The 16,048-nt window shown below is 42.4% G+C and carries 12 protein-coding genes and 1 tRNA gene; 6 read left to right on the forward strand and 7 right to left on the reverse strand.

What is annotated here, in order from left to right; all coding sequences use genetic code 11:
* Positions 1-131: 131 nt before the first annotated feature.
* Positions 132-3,089: an outer membrane beta-barrel protein gene (locus tag RG47T_RS21420; protein ID WP_074491568.1), complete on the reverse strand. Its 2,958-nt coding sequence runs from the start codon at positions 3,087-3,089 to the stop codon at positions 132-134.
* A gap of 394 nt (positions 3,090-3,483) precedes the next feature.
* Here RG47T_RS21420 and RG47T_RS21425 point away from each other — a divergent pair, with 394 nt between their 5' ends.
* The gene (locus RG47T_RS21425; RefSeq protein ID WP_074491569.1) at positions 3,484-3,756 is read left to right on the forward strand and encodes a hypothetical protein; all 273 of its coding nucleotides are present in this window, start codon (positions 3,484-3,486) and stop codon (positions 3,754-3,756) included.
* Positions 3,757-3,890: 134 nt separating this feature from the next.
* Here RG47T_RS21425 and RG47T_RS21430 read toward each other — a convergent pair whose 3' ends face one another.
* Complete coding sequence (locus RG47T_RS21430) at positions 3,891-6,317, reverse strand: S9 family peptidase (protein WP_074491572.1); 2,427 nt, start codon at positions 6,315-6,317, stop codon at positions 3,891-3,893.
* A 76-nt stretch (positions 6,318-6,393) separates the two neighbouring features.
* Between RG47T_RS21430 and RG47T_RS21435 the strand changes: the two genes are divergently transcribed.
* Positions 6,394-6,876 (forward strand): GNAT family N-acetyltransferase, encoded by a 483-nt coding sequence (locus RG47T_RS21435; RefSeq protein WP_083627488.1) that lies wholly within the window; start codon positions 6,394-6,396, stop codon positions 6,874-6,876.
* Between the two features lie 172 nt (positions 6,877-7,048).
* Here RG47T_RS21435 and RG47T_RS26195 read toward each other — a convergent pair.
* A tRNA-Asp gene (locus tag RG47T_RS26195) sits at positions 7,049-7,163 on the reverse strand.
* Between the two features lie 151 nt (positions 7,164-7,314).
* Here RG47T_RS26195 and RG47T_RS21440 point away from each other — a divergent pair.
* Positions 7,315-7,791: an Lrp/AsnC ligand binding domain-containing protein gene (locus tag RG47T_RS21440; RefSeq protein WP_074491574.1), complete on the forward strand. Its 477-nt coding sequence runs from the start codon at positions 7,315-7,317 to the stop codon at positions 7,789-7,791.
* A 1-nt stretch (position 7,792) separates the two neighbouring features.
* Here the strand turns inward: RG47T_RS21440 and RG47T_RS21445 are convergent, their stop codons facing one another.
* Positions 7,793-10,027, reverse strand: a complete 2,235-nt coding sequence (locus tag RG47T_RS21445; RefSeq protein WP_074491577.1) for a Tex family protein — start codon at positions 10,025-10,027, stop codon at positions 7,793-7,795.
* A gap of 168 nt (positions 10,028-10,195) precedes the next feature.
* Here RG47T_RS21445 and RG47T_RS21450 point away from each other — a divergent pair, with 168 nt between their 5' ends.
* Together RG47T_RS21450 and RG47T_RS21455 are read left to right on the forward strand one after the other, a co-directional pair.
* Entirely contained in the window at positions 10,196-10,417 is a 222-nt protein-coding gene (locus RG47T_RS21450) for a hypothetical protein (protein ID WP_074491580.1), read from the forward strand.
* Between the two features lie 20 nt (positions 10,418-10,437).
* Entirely contained in the window at positions 10,438-10,863 is a 426-nt protein-coding gene (locus tag RG47T_RS21455) for a hypothetical protein (protein ID WP_074491582.1), read from the forward strand.
* A 17-nt stretch (positions 10,864-10,880) separates the two neighbouring features.
* Here RG47T_RS21455 and RG47T_RS21460 read toward each other — a convergent pair whose 3' ends face one another.
* The 3 genes from RG47T_RS21460 to RG47T_RS21470 form a co-directional block, all read right to left on the reverse strand.
* The gene (locus RG47T_RS21460) at positions 10,881-12,056 is read right to left on the reverse strand and encodes an acetyltransferase domain-containing protein (RefSeq protein ID WP_074491585.1); all 1,176 of its coding nucleotides are present in this window, start codon (positions 12,054-12,056) and stop codon (positions 10,881-10,883) included.
* A 157-nt stretch (positions 12,057-12,213) separates the two neighbouring features.
* Positions 12,214-13,197, reverse strand: coding sequence for a pyruvate dehydrogenase complex E1 component subunit beta (locus tag RG47T_RS21465; protein WP_074491587.1), 984 nt, complete (start codon positions 13,195-13,197; stop codon positions 12,214-12,216).
* Between the two features lie 190 nt (positions 13,198-13,387).
* The gene (locus tag RG47T_RS21470; RefSeq protein WP_074491589.1) at positions 13,388-14,713 is read right to left on the reverse strand and encodes a D-alanyl-D-alanine carboxypeptidase/D-alanyl-D-alanine-endopeptidase; all 1,326 of its coding nucleotides are present in this window, start codon (positions 14,711-14,713) and stop codon (positions 13,388-13,390) included.
* 198 nt (positions 14,714-14,911) lie between these two features.
* Between RG47T_RS21470 and RG47T_RS21475 the strand changes: the two genes are divergently transcribed.
* Positions 14,912-16,018 (forward strand): aspartyl protease family protein, encoded by a 1,107-nt coding sequence (locus RG47T_RS21475; protein WP_083627489.1) that lies wholly within the window; start codon positions 14,912-14,914, stop codon positions 16,016-16,018.
* The last annotated feature ends 30 nt before the right edge of the window (positions 16,019-16,048 follow it).

The following is a 16,048-nucleotide window of genomic DNA, read 5'->3' on the forward strand; positions in this document are numbered from 1 at the left end:
ACCTGGAAGATCTGGAACAGATTATTAACACCGTATTGGTTAAATAATTTCCCAATATAAAATACAAAAGCCTCATTGTTATATGCAATGAGGCTTTTGTATTTTATATTGATTGGGTTAAAGGTATATCCTTAAAAGTTACCACCGCCCGGAGGAGGGCCACCAGGACCAGGGCCGCCACCATCACGCCTGCCACCCCTGTCGCCACCTTGCCCCTGACCAGGTGCACGGCCTGCAAATTTCTGCAAGCGCAGGGTAAAAGTGAGCAGGTAATAACGGCCCAGCCTGTTTACATTACTTTGTGTAATAGACGAACCTGTTGTGGTACTGCTATATCCTGTATTTTCATTAAAAGCATCAAATACCGAAGCACGTATAGTAGCAGCGTTATTTTTAAGGAAACGGCGCTCTAAATAAGCATTTAAAATGTTAGGATTAGTAACGGCTACGGTATAGCCAGAGTTCATTACGCGGCTAAAGTCATAACTAACGGTCCAGTTTTTCCACAGATAGTTTTTACCGTTTAAGCCAAGTGTAAATGCGCGTACGTTTGAACTTGCCGAGGTTAAATCATTTTTAACAGAGTTATCTGTTTTATTAACAGAATAGCTGGTAAGCAATTGCGCATCAACAATGTCCGTTATATCTACTCTAAAACGAGCGCCTGGTGTAAAAACTAAGTTTTTAGCAATGTTTTTTTCAAGATCCAATGCGGTGGTAGTTGGGTCTACGCTACCTACGTAGCTAATGTTGTTGGTATAGGTTACAGAACCGTTTAAATATAAGGTATACCTGCGGTTGGCCCATGGCTTGGCATAAGTAACAAAACCATTTGCAGAATAATAACCATCTGCATTTTGGTAGCGGGTTAAAATGGTATTTTGTAATTTGTTATAAACCGGGCTTGCAGCTAATGCTGCACTCTTAGGTACGGTAATTACATCGGTTACAATTTTATTATCCGTTTGGGTAAATGATAGGTTGGTAAATATGATATCATTAGTCTGGAAGTTAAACTTATTATAACGGATAGAGATATTATTGGCAAACTCCGGTTTTAAATCAGGATTACCCTGCACCGGGTATAGCGCATTTGAATAATCTGTTACCGGCTGTAGCTGGCTAAAGGTTGGCTGGTTACTGGTACCGCTGTAATTAATACTTAAGGTATTACTACGGGCAAAGTTGTAAACAAAACGCGCAGTTGGTGCAAAGTTAACTGTATTTACGCGGGTATCTTGCCCGGTGGTAACAGAGTGGCCATCCAATGTTGATGGCTGGATTCCTAAACCTAAAGTATAATTATATTTCTTTTCAACCACACGGTAGTTTAAACCCACGCGGTTGGTTGTAAAGGTAAAATTATAATCATTACTTAACAGCGCGTAAGGCTGGTAAACTTGCGGTGCAAGTACAGTAAGGGTATCTGTTTGCTTATCGCTGGAGGTATAAGAGTGATTGTAAGCATAGTTAAACTCCAGGAACGATACTTTGGACAGTGGCTCTATATAAGAGAAGGTGGCACCTACTGTTTGCGTTTTACCATTGGTGTTAATTAGCTGATTTGCCGGGGCCAATGGGGTACCAACCGTGTAGTTGTATATTGGGTTTTGCGACTGATCATTTTTAGTTGTGCTTAAAGTAACATTAACGCTTAAGTTACGGCCATGCCCATTAAAACGGTGGTTATACAAAGCTGTTAAGCCAAGGCTTGGCGACGATGAATTAGCATAAGTAGCAGAATTATAAGCCGTGTTTGTAGTAAGCGCGCCTGTTGTAGCTGATGTTAGCTTGTTTACTACATCATCGGTAGCGTTGGTTAACGTTTTAGCGTACGAAAATGTAGGTGTTACTTTTAAATAATTAATCGTATCCGGCTTGTACTCCATATTCCAGGTAAAGCGGTGATTGATGTTATTGTCAGTCTCTAAGCTTTTTTGATCTGTACTGCTTGGATTTGAACCTGTGTTTACCTGGTTAGAAGTAGTATTGGTAAATGTAGTGTTATCGGCAAAGCTATAGCTGCCATAAACGGCAAGATGCTTACCCCACTGGTCGCGGAAGTTAGCGCCTATTGAGTGTGCATCTGTAATACCATTGGTATTACTGGTAAGGCCAGATGATGCACGTGCTGCATTACCACGGCCACCACCACCGCCGCCACCAAAGTTACCGCCTGCACCGCCGCCGCCGAAACCGCCGGTGGTACTGCCAAAGGAAAAAGTATTAACGTTGGTATTATTGATGCTTCCTAAAACAGAGATCTGCCTGTCGCCTTTAAAATCAAATAAGTTTAATGAACCTAAGTAACGGTTATCATTCTCTTGCGGAGAAGGCAAGGCATCCCGGCCATCGCCTGCGGTTGCCTGCAAAGAGTAGCCATAATTTTTATCCTTACGTATGTTTACGTTAAGCACTTTAACCGGGTCGCCGGTTTTAATACCAGTTAAGTTAGCCTGGTCGCCGTAGTCATCCACAATCTGGATGCTTTCCAACAGGTCGGCAGGTATATTTTTGGTAAGGGATGCAACGTCGCCCCCCATGTAATCTTTACCGTTAATCCGTACTTTGGTAACCGACTGCCCCTGTGCTGTTACCGCACCTGTAGATGGATCAACATCCACACCAGGCGCTTTTTTCAAGGCGTCTTCGAGGGTTGCATTAGGCCGCACATTCAGAGCACTTACCTTGTACTCTACGGTATCCTCTTTAACTACAATTGGGTTAACACCCACAATTTTCACCTCATTAAGGGTTGTATTAGAAGTACGGAGCATAATGGATCCCAGATCAACCGGTTTTGGATCGGCAGGTAACGCAAAATGCTTTTTTACCGACTCATAGCCTATAGACGCAATGGTAAGCGTTATTTTAAGGCCCTTTACGGCAGGGAATACAAACTTTCCATCAACATTGGCCGCAGTGTTTACACTGTCGCCCTGGTCGCTTACCAGCGTAATTACACTACCGGGCAAGGTTTGTTTGGTTGTATCTATAATGGTACCCCTCACCTCATGGGTTCCCTGGGCGTAGGTACGTATAATGGTTAAACAGATAATTAGTAATAATAAGGGTATTCGTTTTTTCATACTATATCTTATGAATAAAATTGTTTGGGGTTATGTTAATACAATAGTTTGACTACAAAGGTTCAATTAGTTTATTATATATAATTCATTTATATAGGATTGTTACATATAACACATTAAACGTCTGTTGCCGGTAATTAAGACGGTTTTTTAGAATATTAAGAAAGTATGATTGTAAAAAATATATTACTTAACCTTATATTTTTATAAGCATGTAACATCACTGTAACTATTTAAACCATCTGCTATACAATTAAAGCAAGTTTGCCGTTAATTTACTTAAACAACGCGCTTAATGAAGTAATGTTTACGTTTTAACAAATGGGGAATAAAATCAATCAAAATGTTTGAAACACATTGATTTTCTTTTCGTTATACAACAAAGCATTAACTTATGAACAAGGTACGCGCTTCTTTGCACTCACGGGTGCACAACTGGATAGACACAGTAGGCTTTCGCCTCAACACGTCAGACACCAATCAAAAAAATAACATTACTACCCGTCATTATTTTTTCGAAACTTTCAATTTTATTGAAAGATCGAACAGTAGCGAACCTGAAAAGTCAAAATTCTTATGCTTTGATACCTACGGAGAAACCATGAAAGTGAGATCGCTTCTTGATCTGCAATCGGCCTTTTTTGAGAACCTCAGTCAGCTGAAATAAGCTGTGGTTTACCCGTTATTTTAATATAATTTGCTTGCTTTTAAAAGCGACGGAGCATTTACATACAACAAAGCTATTCAATAAAAAGCCCTGCCCGATAAAAATCAAGCAGGGCTTTTCTACACACCGATTCCTTATTTCTTTAAACTGGTATCAAACAGGTTAAGAATACGTTTGTACTCATCTGTCCAGCTGCTGGGCTGTACAAAGCCGTGGTCTTCTACCGGGTAAGGCGCAAGCGACCAGTTTTCTTTATGCAGCTCAATCAGTCGTTGCGTTAAACGCACAATATCCTGGAAGTTTACATTCTGGTCTACCATGCCATGCGCCATCAGCAAATGTCCTTTCAATCCATTGGCAAAATAAATTGGCGAGCTTGCGCGATAAGCTTTCTCATCATTATAAGGCTCATTTAAAATGTTAGCGGTATATCCGTGGTTATAATGTGCCCAGTCTGTAACAGAGCGCAGCGCCCCACCTGCGGCAAACACATCGGGTTCATTAAACATAGCCATCAGGGTAATAAAACCGCCGTAAGAGCCACCATACAAGCCTACATGTTTAGGGTTTACGCCATATTTTTCTACCAATAGTTTTACACCATCAACCTGGTCTGTCAGGTCTTTACCACCCATATGGCGATAAATACCCGTACGCCAGTCGCGGCCGTAACCCGAACTGCCGGTATAGTCAATATCTAAAACGGTATAGCCTTGCTCTGCCAGTAAGTTATTAAACATATACTCGCGGAAGTAAGAACTCCAGTAGTAGTGTACATTCTGCAAATAGCCCGCACCATGCACAAATACCACGGCAGGTTTGGCAGGGTCCGGATTGGCCGGTACATAGAGGCGGGCATAAACATCGCTGCCATAACGGTTTTTAAAGGTAATCACCTGCGGTTCGCGCCAAGGATAGGCCTTAAATTCGGCACTTTCTGAACTGGTTACCTGTATGGCTTTTGCACCGGGCTTGTTTGGCTGGATGTATAATTCCCAAGGTTTGTTTGAATAAGAGTAACGAATGGCCAGCCATTTTTCATCTGGTGATAATTCAGTTTCGTTGCCGCCTTTCATACCGGTTAACTTTACAGGTGCACCACCTGTTACGGGGAGCCGATAAAAATTGGTAATACCCGGATGCTCAATGTTTGCTGTAAAGTAGAAAGTCTTTTTATCGTTAGACAGATCTAGCGATTGCACTTCCCACTTACCACTGGTTAATTGTTTTTTAGTGTTAGTCGTAATATCAGCCACATACACGTGTGAGTATCCGCTGGCTTCACTTTGATAGTAAAAGTGTGTATTGTCAACCCAACCCACATTACCGCCAGAGTAGCCGCCACCGCCTATACCAGGGCCGCCAATCCAGGCCTCATCCCGCTGGCGGTCTAAAATACTAAGCTTACCTGTAGCCGGGTCGAGTTTCATAATCCAGCGGTCTTTATTATCCTGCGCTGTTACAATTACAATCGCATTTTTGGCATCGTCGCTCCAGTATGGGCCATGTACGTTTACCTTGCGGTCTTCATTGCGCTTGGTGCGCTCTTCCAATTGTTTAGGGTACTCCTTTACATAATCCGGCAAATCTTTAATGCCCGGGATGTCCGAAGTAATTACACTGTAAAGCGTGTCGCGCTGCGTGTCAAACACAAAAGTTTGTGAAGTAGCCTGTGGCGCGCCTACTTTGGTGCGGTTGGCAATGTCTTCAGTAAAGCCCGATGCGGTAACGTAATTAGGTACAATGGTAGTTTTAGCGCCTTCCGGCTGTTTAATTAAGCGGTACGTAACATAGCGGTTATCGGGGCTTAGCTCAACCGAGGTTACCACTTGCTCGCCAACGGCAATATCTTTTAGCTTTTTAGGTTGCAGCTCCTTACGCTCGGCGGCATCTGCTTTTTCATTTTTGTTCTTCTCTTTTATTACGTCAAATAGCTCCACCTGTTCGGCTTTAAGCCAGCGGTCCTGTTCGGTACCACCCGTTTGTGCTGCCAGAGTTGTACTTGTACCACCTCCCCTCCGGCCACCAGCCGGCGATGCTGCCGGGCTGCCCGCCGCACCATGGGTAAAGTTGGTTAGCTGGGTAAGTTCGCCAGTGTTTAATTTAACCGCGAAAAGATTATCACCCTTAATAAATAAGATCCGGTTTTCATCGCCGCTAAAAACCGGGGTAGCTTCGCGATCTGTAGTATTGGTTAACTGTACTGTTTTACCGCCCTTAATATCCGATAGATAAATGTCGCCATTGCGCTCATAAACCTTTTCGGTATGCTTTTTATTCCAGGTACCGTTACCCGGTACCGAGGTTCTACGTTCTTCTATCCCTACCTTTTGCGGCTTAATGTCGCCGGTGGTAATGCTATATAACGGGTCGCGGTCTGCGTTTTCGGGATTCCAATTAAAATATATTTTCTTGCCATCGTCGCTCCATTTAATGTTTGAAGGTGATGTGCCCATCCATTTAGGGTCGCGCATAATCTTCTCGACGGTAAGCTTTTCCGGCGTTTGGGCAAAAGAGTTGCCACAAGCCGCTAATAGTAATAGCGTAAAAAGTTTGTTCATAAAAAGGGTAATTAATTAACAGTGCCAAGTTAAACAGATAGCCAATATCATTACTTTTAGCCATTTAATTGTTACAATGCGTTTACAAGGATCAAAATTCAGCCTACGTACCTGGCAAAAAGCCGATGCCCCATCACTGCAAAAGCATGCAGATAATATCAACGTGTCGGGGTTTTTGCTGGATCGCTTTCCAAATCCTTATACATTGGTTGATGCTGCCGCTTTTATTAACACCAGACTAGGCCAACAGCCCACCGTAAATTTTGCTATAGATATTGAGGGTGAAGTGATCGGCGGTATTGGCCTCGAGTTTAGACAGGATGTTTACCGTAAAACACCTCTACTGGGTTATTGGCTTAGCGAGCAGTACTGGGGCCAGGGTATTATGCCCGAAGCTGTAAAACTGATTACCAATTATGCTTTTGAGCAATTGGAGGTAATTTGTATTGTAGCCTATGCCTTAAGCAAGAATCCAAAATCTATGCGTGTACTGGAAAGGCCGGATATGAGCAGCAGGGAATCATCAGGCAATCTGTTATTAAAAATAATGAGGTGTTAGATGAACATGTATATGCTTTCAGATTAGCTTAAAAACACAGGGAGTAACATAATTGGGCAAGATTGGCATTAGCCTTAAGCTATACGCAAAACAAAAACCCCTATATACAGCAAAGCCCCTGATGGGCAGGGGACTTTTACTAACCAATTATAAACCTAAATTATGAGAAGAGCTGTTGGGGAAGGATTCGAACCTCCACAGAGTGGTTAGTCAGCCAAGGCTGATTTCCCATATTCTCCGCCACCGGGACAAGGAGGTGTGTCTGCCAAAAATTTCACCACCCAACATTTTATTTTTATTTAAGAACGCGCCGCCATTTCTGATTGCTTATTACAAATCTAACGTTGATAACCATTCCTTGCAAATATTTCAACAAAATAATTTTATTTTTATTCAAATTTTAATTAGACTTGTGATTAAATAATGAATTGAAAATTTATGCCCCACAAAAAAGCTCAAAATTTAGAAATTGACAATCTCGATATTCAGATTTTGTCAATATTGATGAACAATGCAACAACTCCTTATACAGAGATTGCAAAAGAGTTAATTGTATCGGGCGGCACCATCCATGTGAGGATGAAAAAACTGGAAGAGATGGGTGTAATTAAAGGTGCCAGCCTCGAGGTCGATCCTCAAAAGTTAGGTTTTGACATTACGGCCTTTTTAGGGATTTATCTTGAAAAAGGTTCGCAATACAATGAAGCTGTTAAACGCCTTAAAGAAGTAAAGGAAATTGTTGAGCTGTATTACACTACAGGCAGCTGGAGTATTTTTGCCAAAATTGTTTGCCATGATACTACACACCTGCGCGAAGTGCTAAATGAACGCATACAAAGCGTACCCGGCATACAACGTACAGAAACCTTTATCTCGTTAGAAGAAAGCGTGAAAAGGCAGATCAGTTTAGACTGACCTACCTGAACTTATTTTTTAACGCAGCAAGCTTGCTTTGCAAATCCATCTCAGGTTCGCGCTGAACCTTAGCCTGGGGTTGTATTGCTTTTTTCACTCTTGCCTGCGGTTCTGCTTCTTTCATTGATAGCGAGATCCTTTTACGGTTGGCATCAACCTCGGTAACGGTTACCATTACCTGCTGATGCACTTTTAACACCTCGTTAGGATCTTTAATAAACCGGTTGGTTATCTGGCTTAAATGCACCAAACCATCCTGATGTACACCAATATCAACAAAAGCCCCAAAATTGGTGATATTGGTTACAATGCCTGGCAGTTTCATACCCGCCTTTAAATCGTTAATGGTATTTACGCCTTCAGTAAAGCTAAATGCTTCAAATTTTTCGCGGGGGTCAAGGCCTGGTTTAGCCAGTTCGGCCATAATATCATTTAAGGTTGGCAAACCCACCGTATCTGTAATATATTGCTTAAGCGGTATGCTGGCACGCAGTTTACTATCGCTCATTAAATCGCTTACCGAGCATTTAATATCTTTGGCCATTTGCTCTACCAGGGCATAACGCTCGGGGTGTACTGCACTTGCATCCAATGGGTTTTCTGCATGCCGGATGCGTAAAAAGCCGGCTGCCTGCTCGTAAGCCTTATCGCCCAAACGGGCTACCTTTTTTAATTGCTCGCGTTTTTTAAAGGCCCCGTTCTGGTTACGGTAGTCTACAATGTTTTGCGCCAACTGCGGGCCCAGGCCCGATACATAAGCCAAAATTTGTTTGGATGCAGTATTTAGTTCTACACCTACGGCATTAACACAACTGGTTACAGTATCATCCAAAGATGTTTGCAGTTTATTCTGATCAACATCGTGCTGGTACTGGCCTACCCCTATGGATTTTGGGTCTATCTTTACCAACTCGGCCAGTGGGTCCATCAGTCTGCGGCCTATAGATACCGCGCCACGCACCGTAATATCCTGATCGGGAAACTCCTCACGCGCTACATCAGATGCCGAATAGATTGACGCACCGCTTTCGTTCACCATTACCATGGTTACGCCATCAATATTTAGGTTTTTAACAAAAAGCTCGGTTTCGCGGCCGGCGGTACCGTTACCTATTGCAATGGCTTCTGTTTTATATTTTTCTACCATGTGCCTTAGTGTTTTCTCTGCTTCTCTTTGCTGGCCGGCACCTGTATGTGGGAATATCGCCGTATACTCTAACAGTTTACCCTGCTCGTCCAAAGCAACAACCTTACAACCTGTGCGGAAACCCGGATCAATTGCAATTAAACGTTTCTGCCCAAGTGGTGCAGCCAGTAAAAGCTGACGGGCATTTTCGGCAAACACACGAATAGCCTCTTCATCTGCTTTCTTTTTAGTCAGCAAACGCACTTCCGTTTCCATCGATGGTTTCAGCAGGCGTTTGTAGCTATCGCCTGCGGCCTGTTTAACCTGGGCAGCAGCGGGGTTATTGGCAGTTACAAATGTTCGATCTAATAAATCAATTGCTTCCTCTTCCTGCGGTTGGATGTCGAGGTATAAGATCTCCTCTTTCTCCGCACGGCGCATAGCCAGTACACGGTGGGATGGTGCAGAGGTTAGTGGCTCGGTCCAGTCGAAATAATCCTTATACTTAATCCCGGCATCTTCTTTACCCGGAATTACTTTTGATTGAAATGTGCCTTTGTTTAAAAACAGGTCGCGCATTTTAGCGCGCACTTCTGCATTTTCGCTAATTATCTCGGCGATAATATCTCTTGCACCAGCCAAAGCTTCGGCAGTATTGTTTACCCCTTTTTCGGCATCTATATAAGTAGCAGCATACAGTTCGGGGTCGCCTGTGCCTTGGGCCAATAATAGATCGGCCAATGGTTGTAAGCCTTTTTCGCGGGCCATGCTGGCGCGGGTTTTACGCTTAGGTCGATATGGCAGATAAATATCCTCCAACGCCACCATCGTTTCTGCTTCATTTACCAGCTTCTCCAACTCGGGCGTTAATTTACCCAGTTCGGTAAGCGATTTCAAGATAGCTTCACGGCGTTTATCCAGTTCGCGAAGTTGCTGCACGCGATCGCGGATGGCGGCCACCTGTACCTCATCCAATGAGCCTGTAAGCTCTTTACGGTAACGGGAAATAAATGGTACGGTAGCGCCCTCATCGAGCAAGCCGGCAGTGGTGGCAACTTGCTTAGAGGAGATGGAAAGTTCTTGCGCTATCTTGATATAATGATCTGGCATTGATGTTCAATTTTAAAGAGTGCAAAGTTGAAGCTATAAGTACGAAAGTCAAAATTATTTTTCAGTTAACTTTCTGTTCTTTACCTAAGGCTTTATAGGGTATGTATTACTTTTTTCTGACAACGGACAATTCACAACAGATAACCGAATTAATTACCTTTGTAGCTAATGGATCAGTACGCGCAACGGATGTATGAAATGAAGCTGGAAGAAATTTACAGGGGTTCTGGCTGGATACCCGATGAGATCTCACTGCCAGATTTTCTCGCTTTGTTTCCAGTCGAGTTTAAAAATGGCAAAGCCATCCGTCCCGATAAACCGAAGGATTTTGATTTTGACCGGGATACCTATCTAGCCATTATGGTAGCGTTTCGGCAAGCATTCAGTTGATTTATAACCCATCATTAACAATGGATTATAAGTTCCTTCTCATTTGCTCTATCTTTTTACTAGTTGGATTTATCGTATCCTATCTATTTATTAAACCGTACAGCCAAAATAAAGACACCAGAGGTTTAATTCTGAAATGGTATCCAATTTTTGCATTAGGGTGTATCATTTTATTAGTTTTGGTTTCGTATTTACAAAAAGGCCCGGGTTATTTTGAAGAGGGAATAAAACAGTTAAGAGCAAATAAATACATTAATAATAAAGTCGGAGACTTCCAAACTTACAGCTACATGGAGCGTCCAAAAGAAACAAACCCAATAAAATTTAATATTGAACTTTCTGGGAAAGGAGTTAATCTATTCCTAACCTGCACAATGAAATACACAGGTCAAAAATGGATTTTAACAAGGATTAAGAGTGATAGCTTAAGATTACAACGGGAATAATACTAAAATCACCTTCCCTACAAATAACTTAACCACCAATCTTTCCTTCTCTGCTTCACTTTCATAAACCAGCGGCAAGGGAAATACAAGATTACTACAATAATGATCCAGACCAAGTAAACCACCGGTAAATCGAAACCCCACTTACCGGGATTGCCATTACCGGCGGCAATAAGTTCTTTCACCGTAAAGCCCATTGATAGCGCTATAATTACCTGCGATATATGCACCAGGTAAATATGCGGCACGTAATAAAAGAAAGGCACGCGACCATAAACCGTAAAGATTCGGGTAAGCCAATTATTTACATGCTCTAATCCGGCCAGCGCAAGGATAGAAACACCCAGCGTCATTAACAGATACAATAGCGATGGCGGATATTTTTGGCATTTTATTACCGCCAATATGGTTTTCCACCACACATGCTGCTGTTCCCAAGGGAAAGGATCGCCGTAGATGTTGAAAATTCTCAGCATCAAAAATAGCGCAAGGCAACCGAGCCCAATTTTCACAAACAAGGCCTGGCGTGCTTTAGGCTCCCATTTAAAAAATGTACCGAAACCATAACCCGCTGCCATTACACCAATCCACGGCACTATGGGATATAGTAGAAATACCGACTCGTAACTATTAATCTGGTAAAAACCTTGTTGGTGTAATATCAACCACAGCAATTGAAAATGGCCGAATGAACTGGCTTTAATGCTATCCAGCGAATTATGCCCAAATATCAGCACTAATCCCACAATGGCAATGGTACCCGGCTTTAAGTTCAGCCATATCAACAATGCAAGGAAAAGCATGCTGCAACCTATCGCCCAAATTACCTGTGCAAATAGCATGTGAAAGCCAGGATCTAACAGCCAGCCGAACTCGATAATTGTAAATTCTAAAAATAGCAGCCAAAGGCCTCGCTTCAACAAAAAACCCGCCGCCTCATTTTTTGTAGCCCGCTTACCGTGCGACAAAAATGCACTTGTGCCCGACAGAAATATAAACGTAGGCGCACAAAAATGCGTGATCCACCGGGTCAAAAAAAGCCAGGGCGTCGTTTTACTCAAATCGAGCGGATCGAAAGGTACGTTGGTATAAAAATCGCGCACATGATCGAGCGCCATGATGATCATGATGATACCGCGCAGGGTGTCAATAGACTGGATCCGTTGTTTAATTGGCGGTAAGGTTGCTTCCATAAATCAATTTAGGTAATTGAATATAAGGACATTATGTTGAAAAACAAATATAAATCATTCGATTATCTCGGGCGATTAGGGTTATATGGTTTTAATGAGCATAAAAAAAGCCCTGCTAAATAAATAGCAGAGCTTCCAATATTAATTTAGTTACTAATTACTTAGTAACGTACATTACTTCTTTAACCGCTTTAATTACGCGTTCTGCATTTGGCAGGTACTCTTGAATTAAAGTTGGAGCGTAAGGCAATGGCACGTCGCCACCCATTATACGCAGGATAGGTGCATCTAAATAATCGAATGCATCTTTTTGTACTTTAAAGGCTACCTCGGTTGCGATAGAACCTAAAGGCCAGCTTTCTTCAACAATTACCAAACGGTTAGTTTTTTTAACAGAGTTGATAACAGTTGCGTAATCGATAGGGCGTACAGTACGTAAGTCGATCACCTCTGCATGGATGCCTTCTTTTTCAAGCTCGGCAGCAGCAGCATTAACCACTTTCATAATTTTACCGAAACCTACTAAAGTTACATCAGTACCTTGTTTGGTTACATCGGCCTTACCAATTTCAATATAGTATTCGCCATCCGGCACCATACCTTTATCGCCATACATTAATTCCGACTCCATAAAAATAACCGGATCCGGATCAATGATTGCTGATTTTAATAAACCTTTTGCATCTGCAGGGTTTGATGGTACAACCACCTTTAAGCCCGGGCAGTTAGCATACCAGTTTTCAAAACACTGGCTATGCTGCGAGCTTAGCATACCAGCGTTACCAGTTGGCCCGCGAAATACGATAGGCACCGAAAACTGGCCGCCGCTCATCGAGTGGATCTTAGCCGCAGCGTTGATCACCTGGTCGATAGCTACCAGCGAAAAGTTAAACGTCATGAATTCGATGATCGGGCGAAGGCCGTTCATGGCCGAACCAATACCGATACCGGCAAAGCCCAGCTCAGAGATTGGCGTATCGATTACTCGTTTAGCACCAAACTCATCAAGCATTCCCTGACTAACTTTGTAAGCACCGTTATACTCGGCTACTTCTTCACCCATCAGGTATATTTTATCATCCTTGCGCATCTCTTCGTTCATTGCTTCACGAAGCGCTTCTCTGAACTGTAGTTCTCTCATTTGATCTAAAAAAATGATATTTTAAGCAGCGCAAATATATGCAATGGCTCGGTAAAAACAATCACCCGGCAGGATATTGTAATGGCATTGTTTCATTTGTAGGTCATTTCGGCCTAATGGATATTATTTTTCATAAAAAATCGACTTATTTCAGCACAAGAGCCACTTGATCCGACCACTTCTTTATAACTCAAAACTTATCGTGGATATAAGTAATTACCCGGGCCATTTCATCGCGAACGGTGGGGGTGCTGTCTACATAATTATTATTCATAAAGCAAAAAGCAAGCCGGCGGCCCTTACGGGTAACCAGGTAACCGCTCTGGCAATAATTGTTAGATAGTGTGCCTGTTTTAGCCCATACAAAGGGCTGCCCGTTATCTGTTTGATAGGCGGATTTTAGCGTCCCGCTTACTCCGCCAATGGATAACATACTATGCAGCAGCTGTTCGTCTTTTACCTGGTCGCTTATTTTATTTAATAGTGCAATAATAGTTTTGGGTGTAAAAAGATTTAAGCGCGATAAGCCCGAGCCGTCGTTCCACTGTGGTTTATCTGGCAGGTCAGCCAGGTAATTACGGGTAGCGTATTGCCTCACAGAATCGGCATTGAGATAACCGAATTTGGCAGATGAGCAAACCAGCAGCAATTGTTCGGCAATAAAATTATCGCTGGTTTGCAGCATCAGGCGATAAACAGAATCGGCATTGGTATTGTAAATTACTTTGGCATCGGCAGGTAATGGCATTTTAAGTAAGCCGACGGCTTTTTTTAGCGTATCCTGCAAAAGCGCAGCGGTTAACCCATCGCTGGTTTGCCACGGAATAGCCTGTTTAAACCCTGCCGGTATGGGCATTGCCGGGCAAGCAAGTGTATTGTTTAAAAAATCACGCTTCACCCGGTAACTTAATGGGTGGTAACTGCTGTCTAACGTTAAAAATTGTTTAAAGCGAGCGGGCCTGGTTTGGAGTTGCCCGCTGGCATCAGCATAAATAGAGATGAGGTTGTCTTCAACAGGCAGGTCATTTATTTCGGCCAGGTAATAATCATTGTAATCGTCCCAAGCCCAGCCGGCACCATACCTGTTATTTTGATATTGGCCGCTGCTGTAAAACAGTTTTTTATCACTTTGTTTAAGCAACATATATGCATGGGTACCTTTTAGTTTGGTATGCAAAAAGGAAGGATCGCCGGTACCCCAAAAAATAAGGGAATCTTTGCGCGTGGTGTATCGTAACGCAGGCACAGAATCGCCCAGCATCTTTAAGCAGGTATAAAACGTAAACAGCTTGGTGTTTGATGCCGGTGTAAAATAATGATCGGCGTTGAGCTCGTAAACAGATTCCTGCTTATCAATATCATACAACGCAAAACCGGTAAAATGCGTATTAAATATAACGGAGTGTTTAAACAGTTTTTTAATCTTGCGTTTTTTAATTCCGCCGGCTTGGCATATGTTTAATACCGTGCAAATAATTGCGGTTATGGCCAACCATTTAAGCAGGTTTCGCTGCATATATTATTTGTTATTGATGTATATGTTTATGTAATTTTAACATCCAATTATAACCATAAATTGTTGCTTAAAGCTGTTAATATATTAAGGCTTAGTTGCTGCTTACTTGTTTTTCTTTTTGCTTTTAGCATAACAGGGGCAAAGGCGCAATTTTTTGATTTACCGCCTGGCAAAAAGAAAATCAGCGTACCATTTAAAATGGTACGCAACATGGTTATTGTAAAAACTAAAATTGATGGCAAGGGGCCCTATAACTTTATTATAGATAGTGGCGTTGGCATTATTATTATAACCGACCCTTCGCTGGCCGATTCTGTTGGCATGCAAAGCCGCCGTACTATCAAGCTCTCGGGGCTTGGCACCGGCGAGGATTTTGATGCTACCATAAGCTCTAATATTAGCTTTGACATTAACGGTATAAAAGGCAACAATATGTCTGCCGCGATATTAAGGAAAGACCGTTTTGGCCTTTCTAATTATGCTGGTATGCCCATACATGGCCTTATCGGGTACGATTTTTTTAACAGCCTGGCCGTTAAATTTAATTTTTTCGACAGTACATTAACGGTAGCTCGGTCGGGTTATTTAAAAGAATTTAAAAAGGGGCTAAAAATACCACTTACCATAGAACAGGGCAAGCCCTATCTTGAAGCGCGGATAAAAATGGCCGACAATAAAGAAGTTACCACTAAGCTGGTGGTTGATATTGGGGCCGGGCACCCCCTGATGCTCGATAACATGGTTACTAACAATACCCTGCCTCAAAAATTTATTGTGGGCAACCTTGGGGTTGGTTTAACAGGGCCGGTAAGCGGGTTAATTAGCCGTGTTAAGGAGTTATATATTGGGAAATATGTTTTTAAAAACGTAATAACATCGTTCACCCTTACAGATTCTGCAACAACAACTGGGCGGGCAATCCCTCGCGACGGCAACCTGGGCCTGGGGATCTTAAAAAAATTCACATTGATTATCGACTATCAAAATAACGCGATGTATTTAAAACCCGGCAAGGATTTTAAAACCCCGTTTGAACACGACATGAGCGGCCTTGAATATTATGCCGAGGGAGACGATCTGCGCACTATTGTAATTAACCGGGTTGAGCCGGGTTCTGCCGGGGATATAACCGGGTTGCAAAAAGATGATGCTATTTTAAATATCAATTTTAAACCAGTTGCAGATATGAGTATCCAGGAAATTGATGATATTTTTAAATCTGGTGCCGACCGGAGCTTAATACTTGATATTTACCGCGATAAAAAACGCTACCGCTATATTATCACCCTTAAACGCCGACTGTAAAATATCTTGTTACAGATAAAAACATAGTAA

This window comes from Mucilaginibacter polytrichastri, from assembly GCF_001911425.1.
GTDB classification, from domain to species: Bacteria; Bacteroidota; Bacteroidia; order Sphingobacteriales; family Sphingobacteriaceae; genus Mucilaginibacter; species Mucilaginibacter polytrichastri.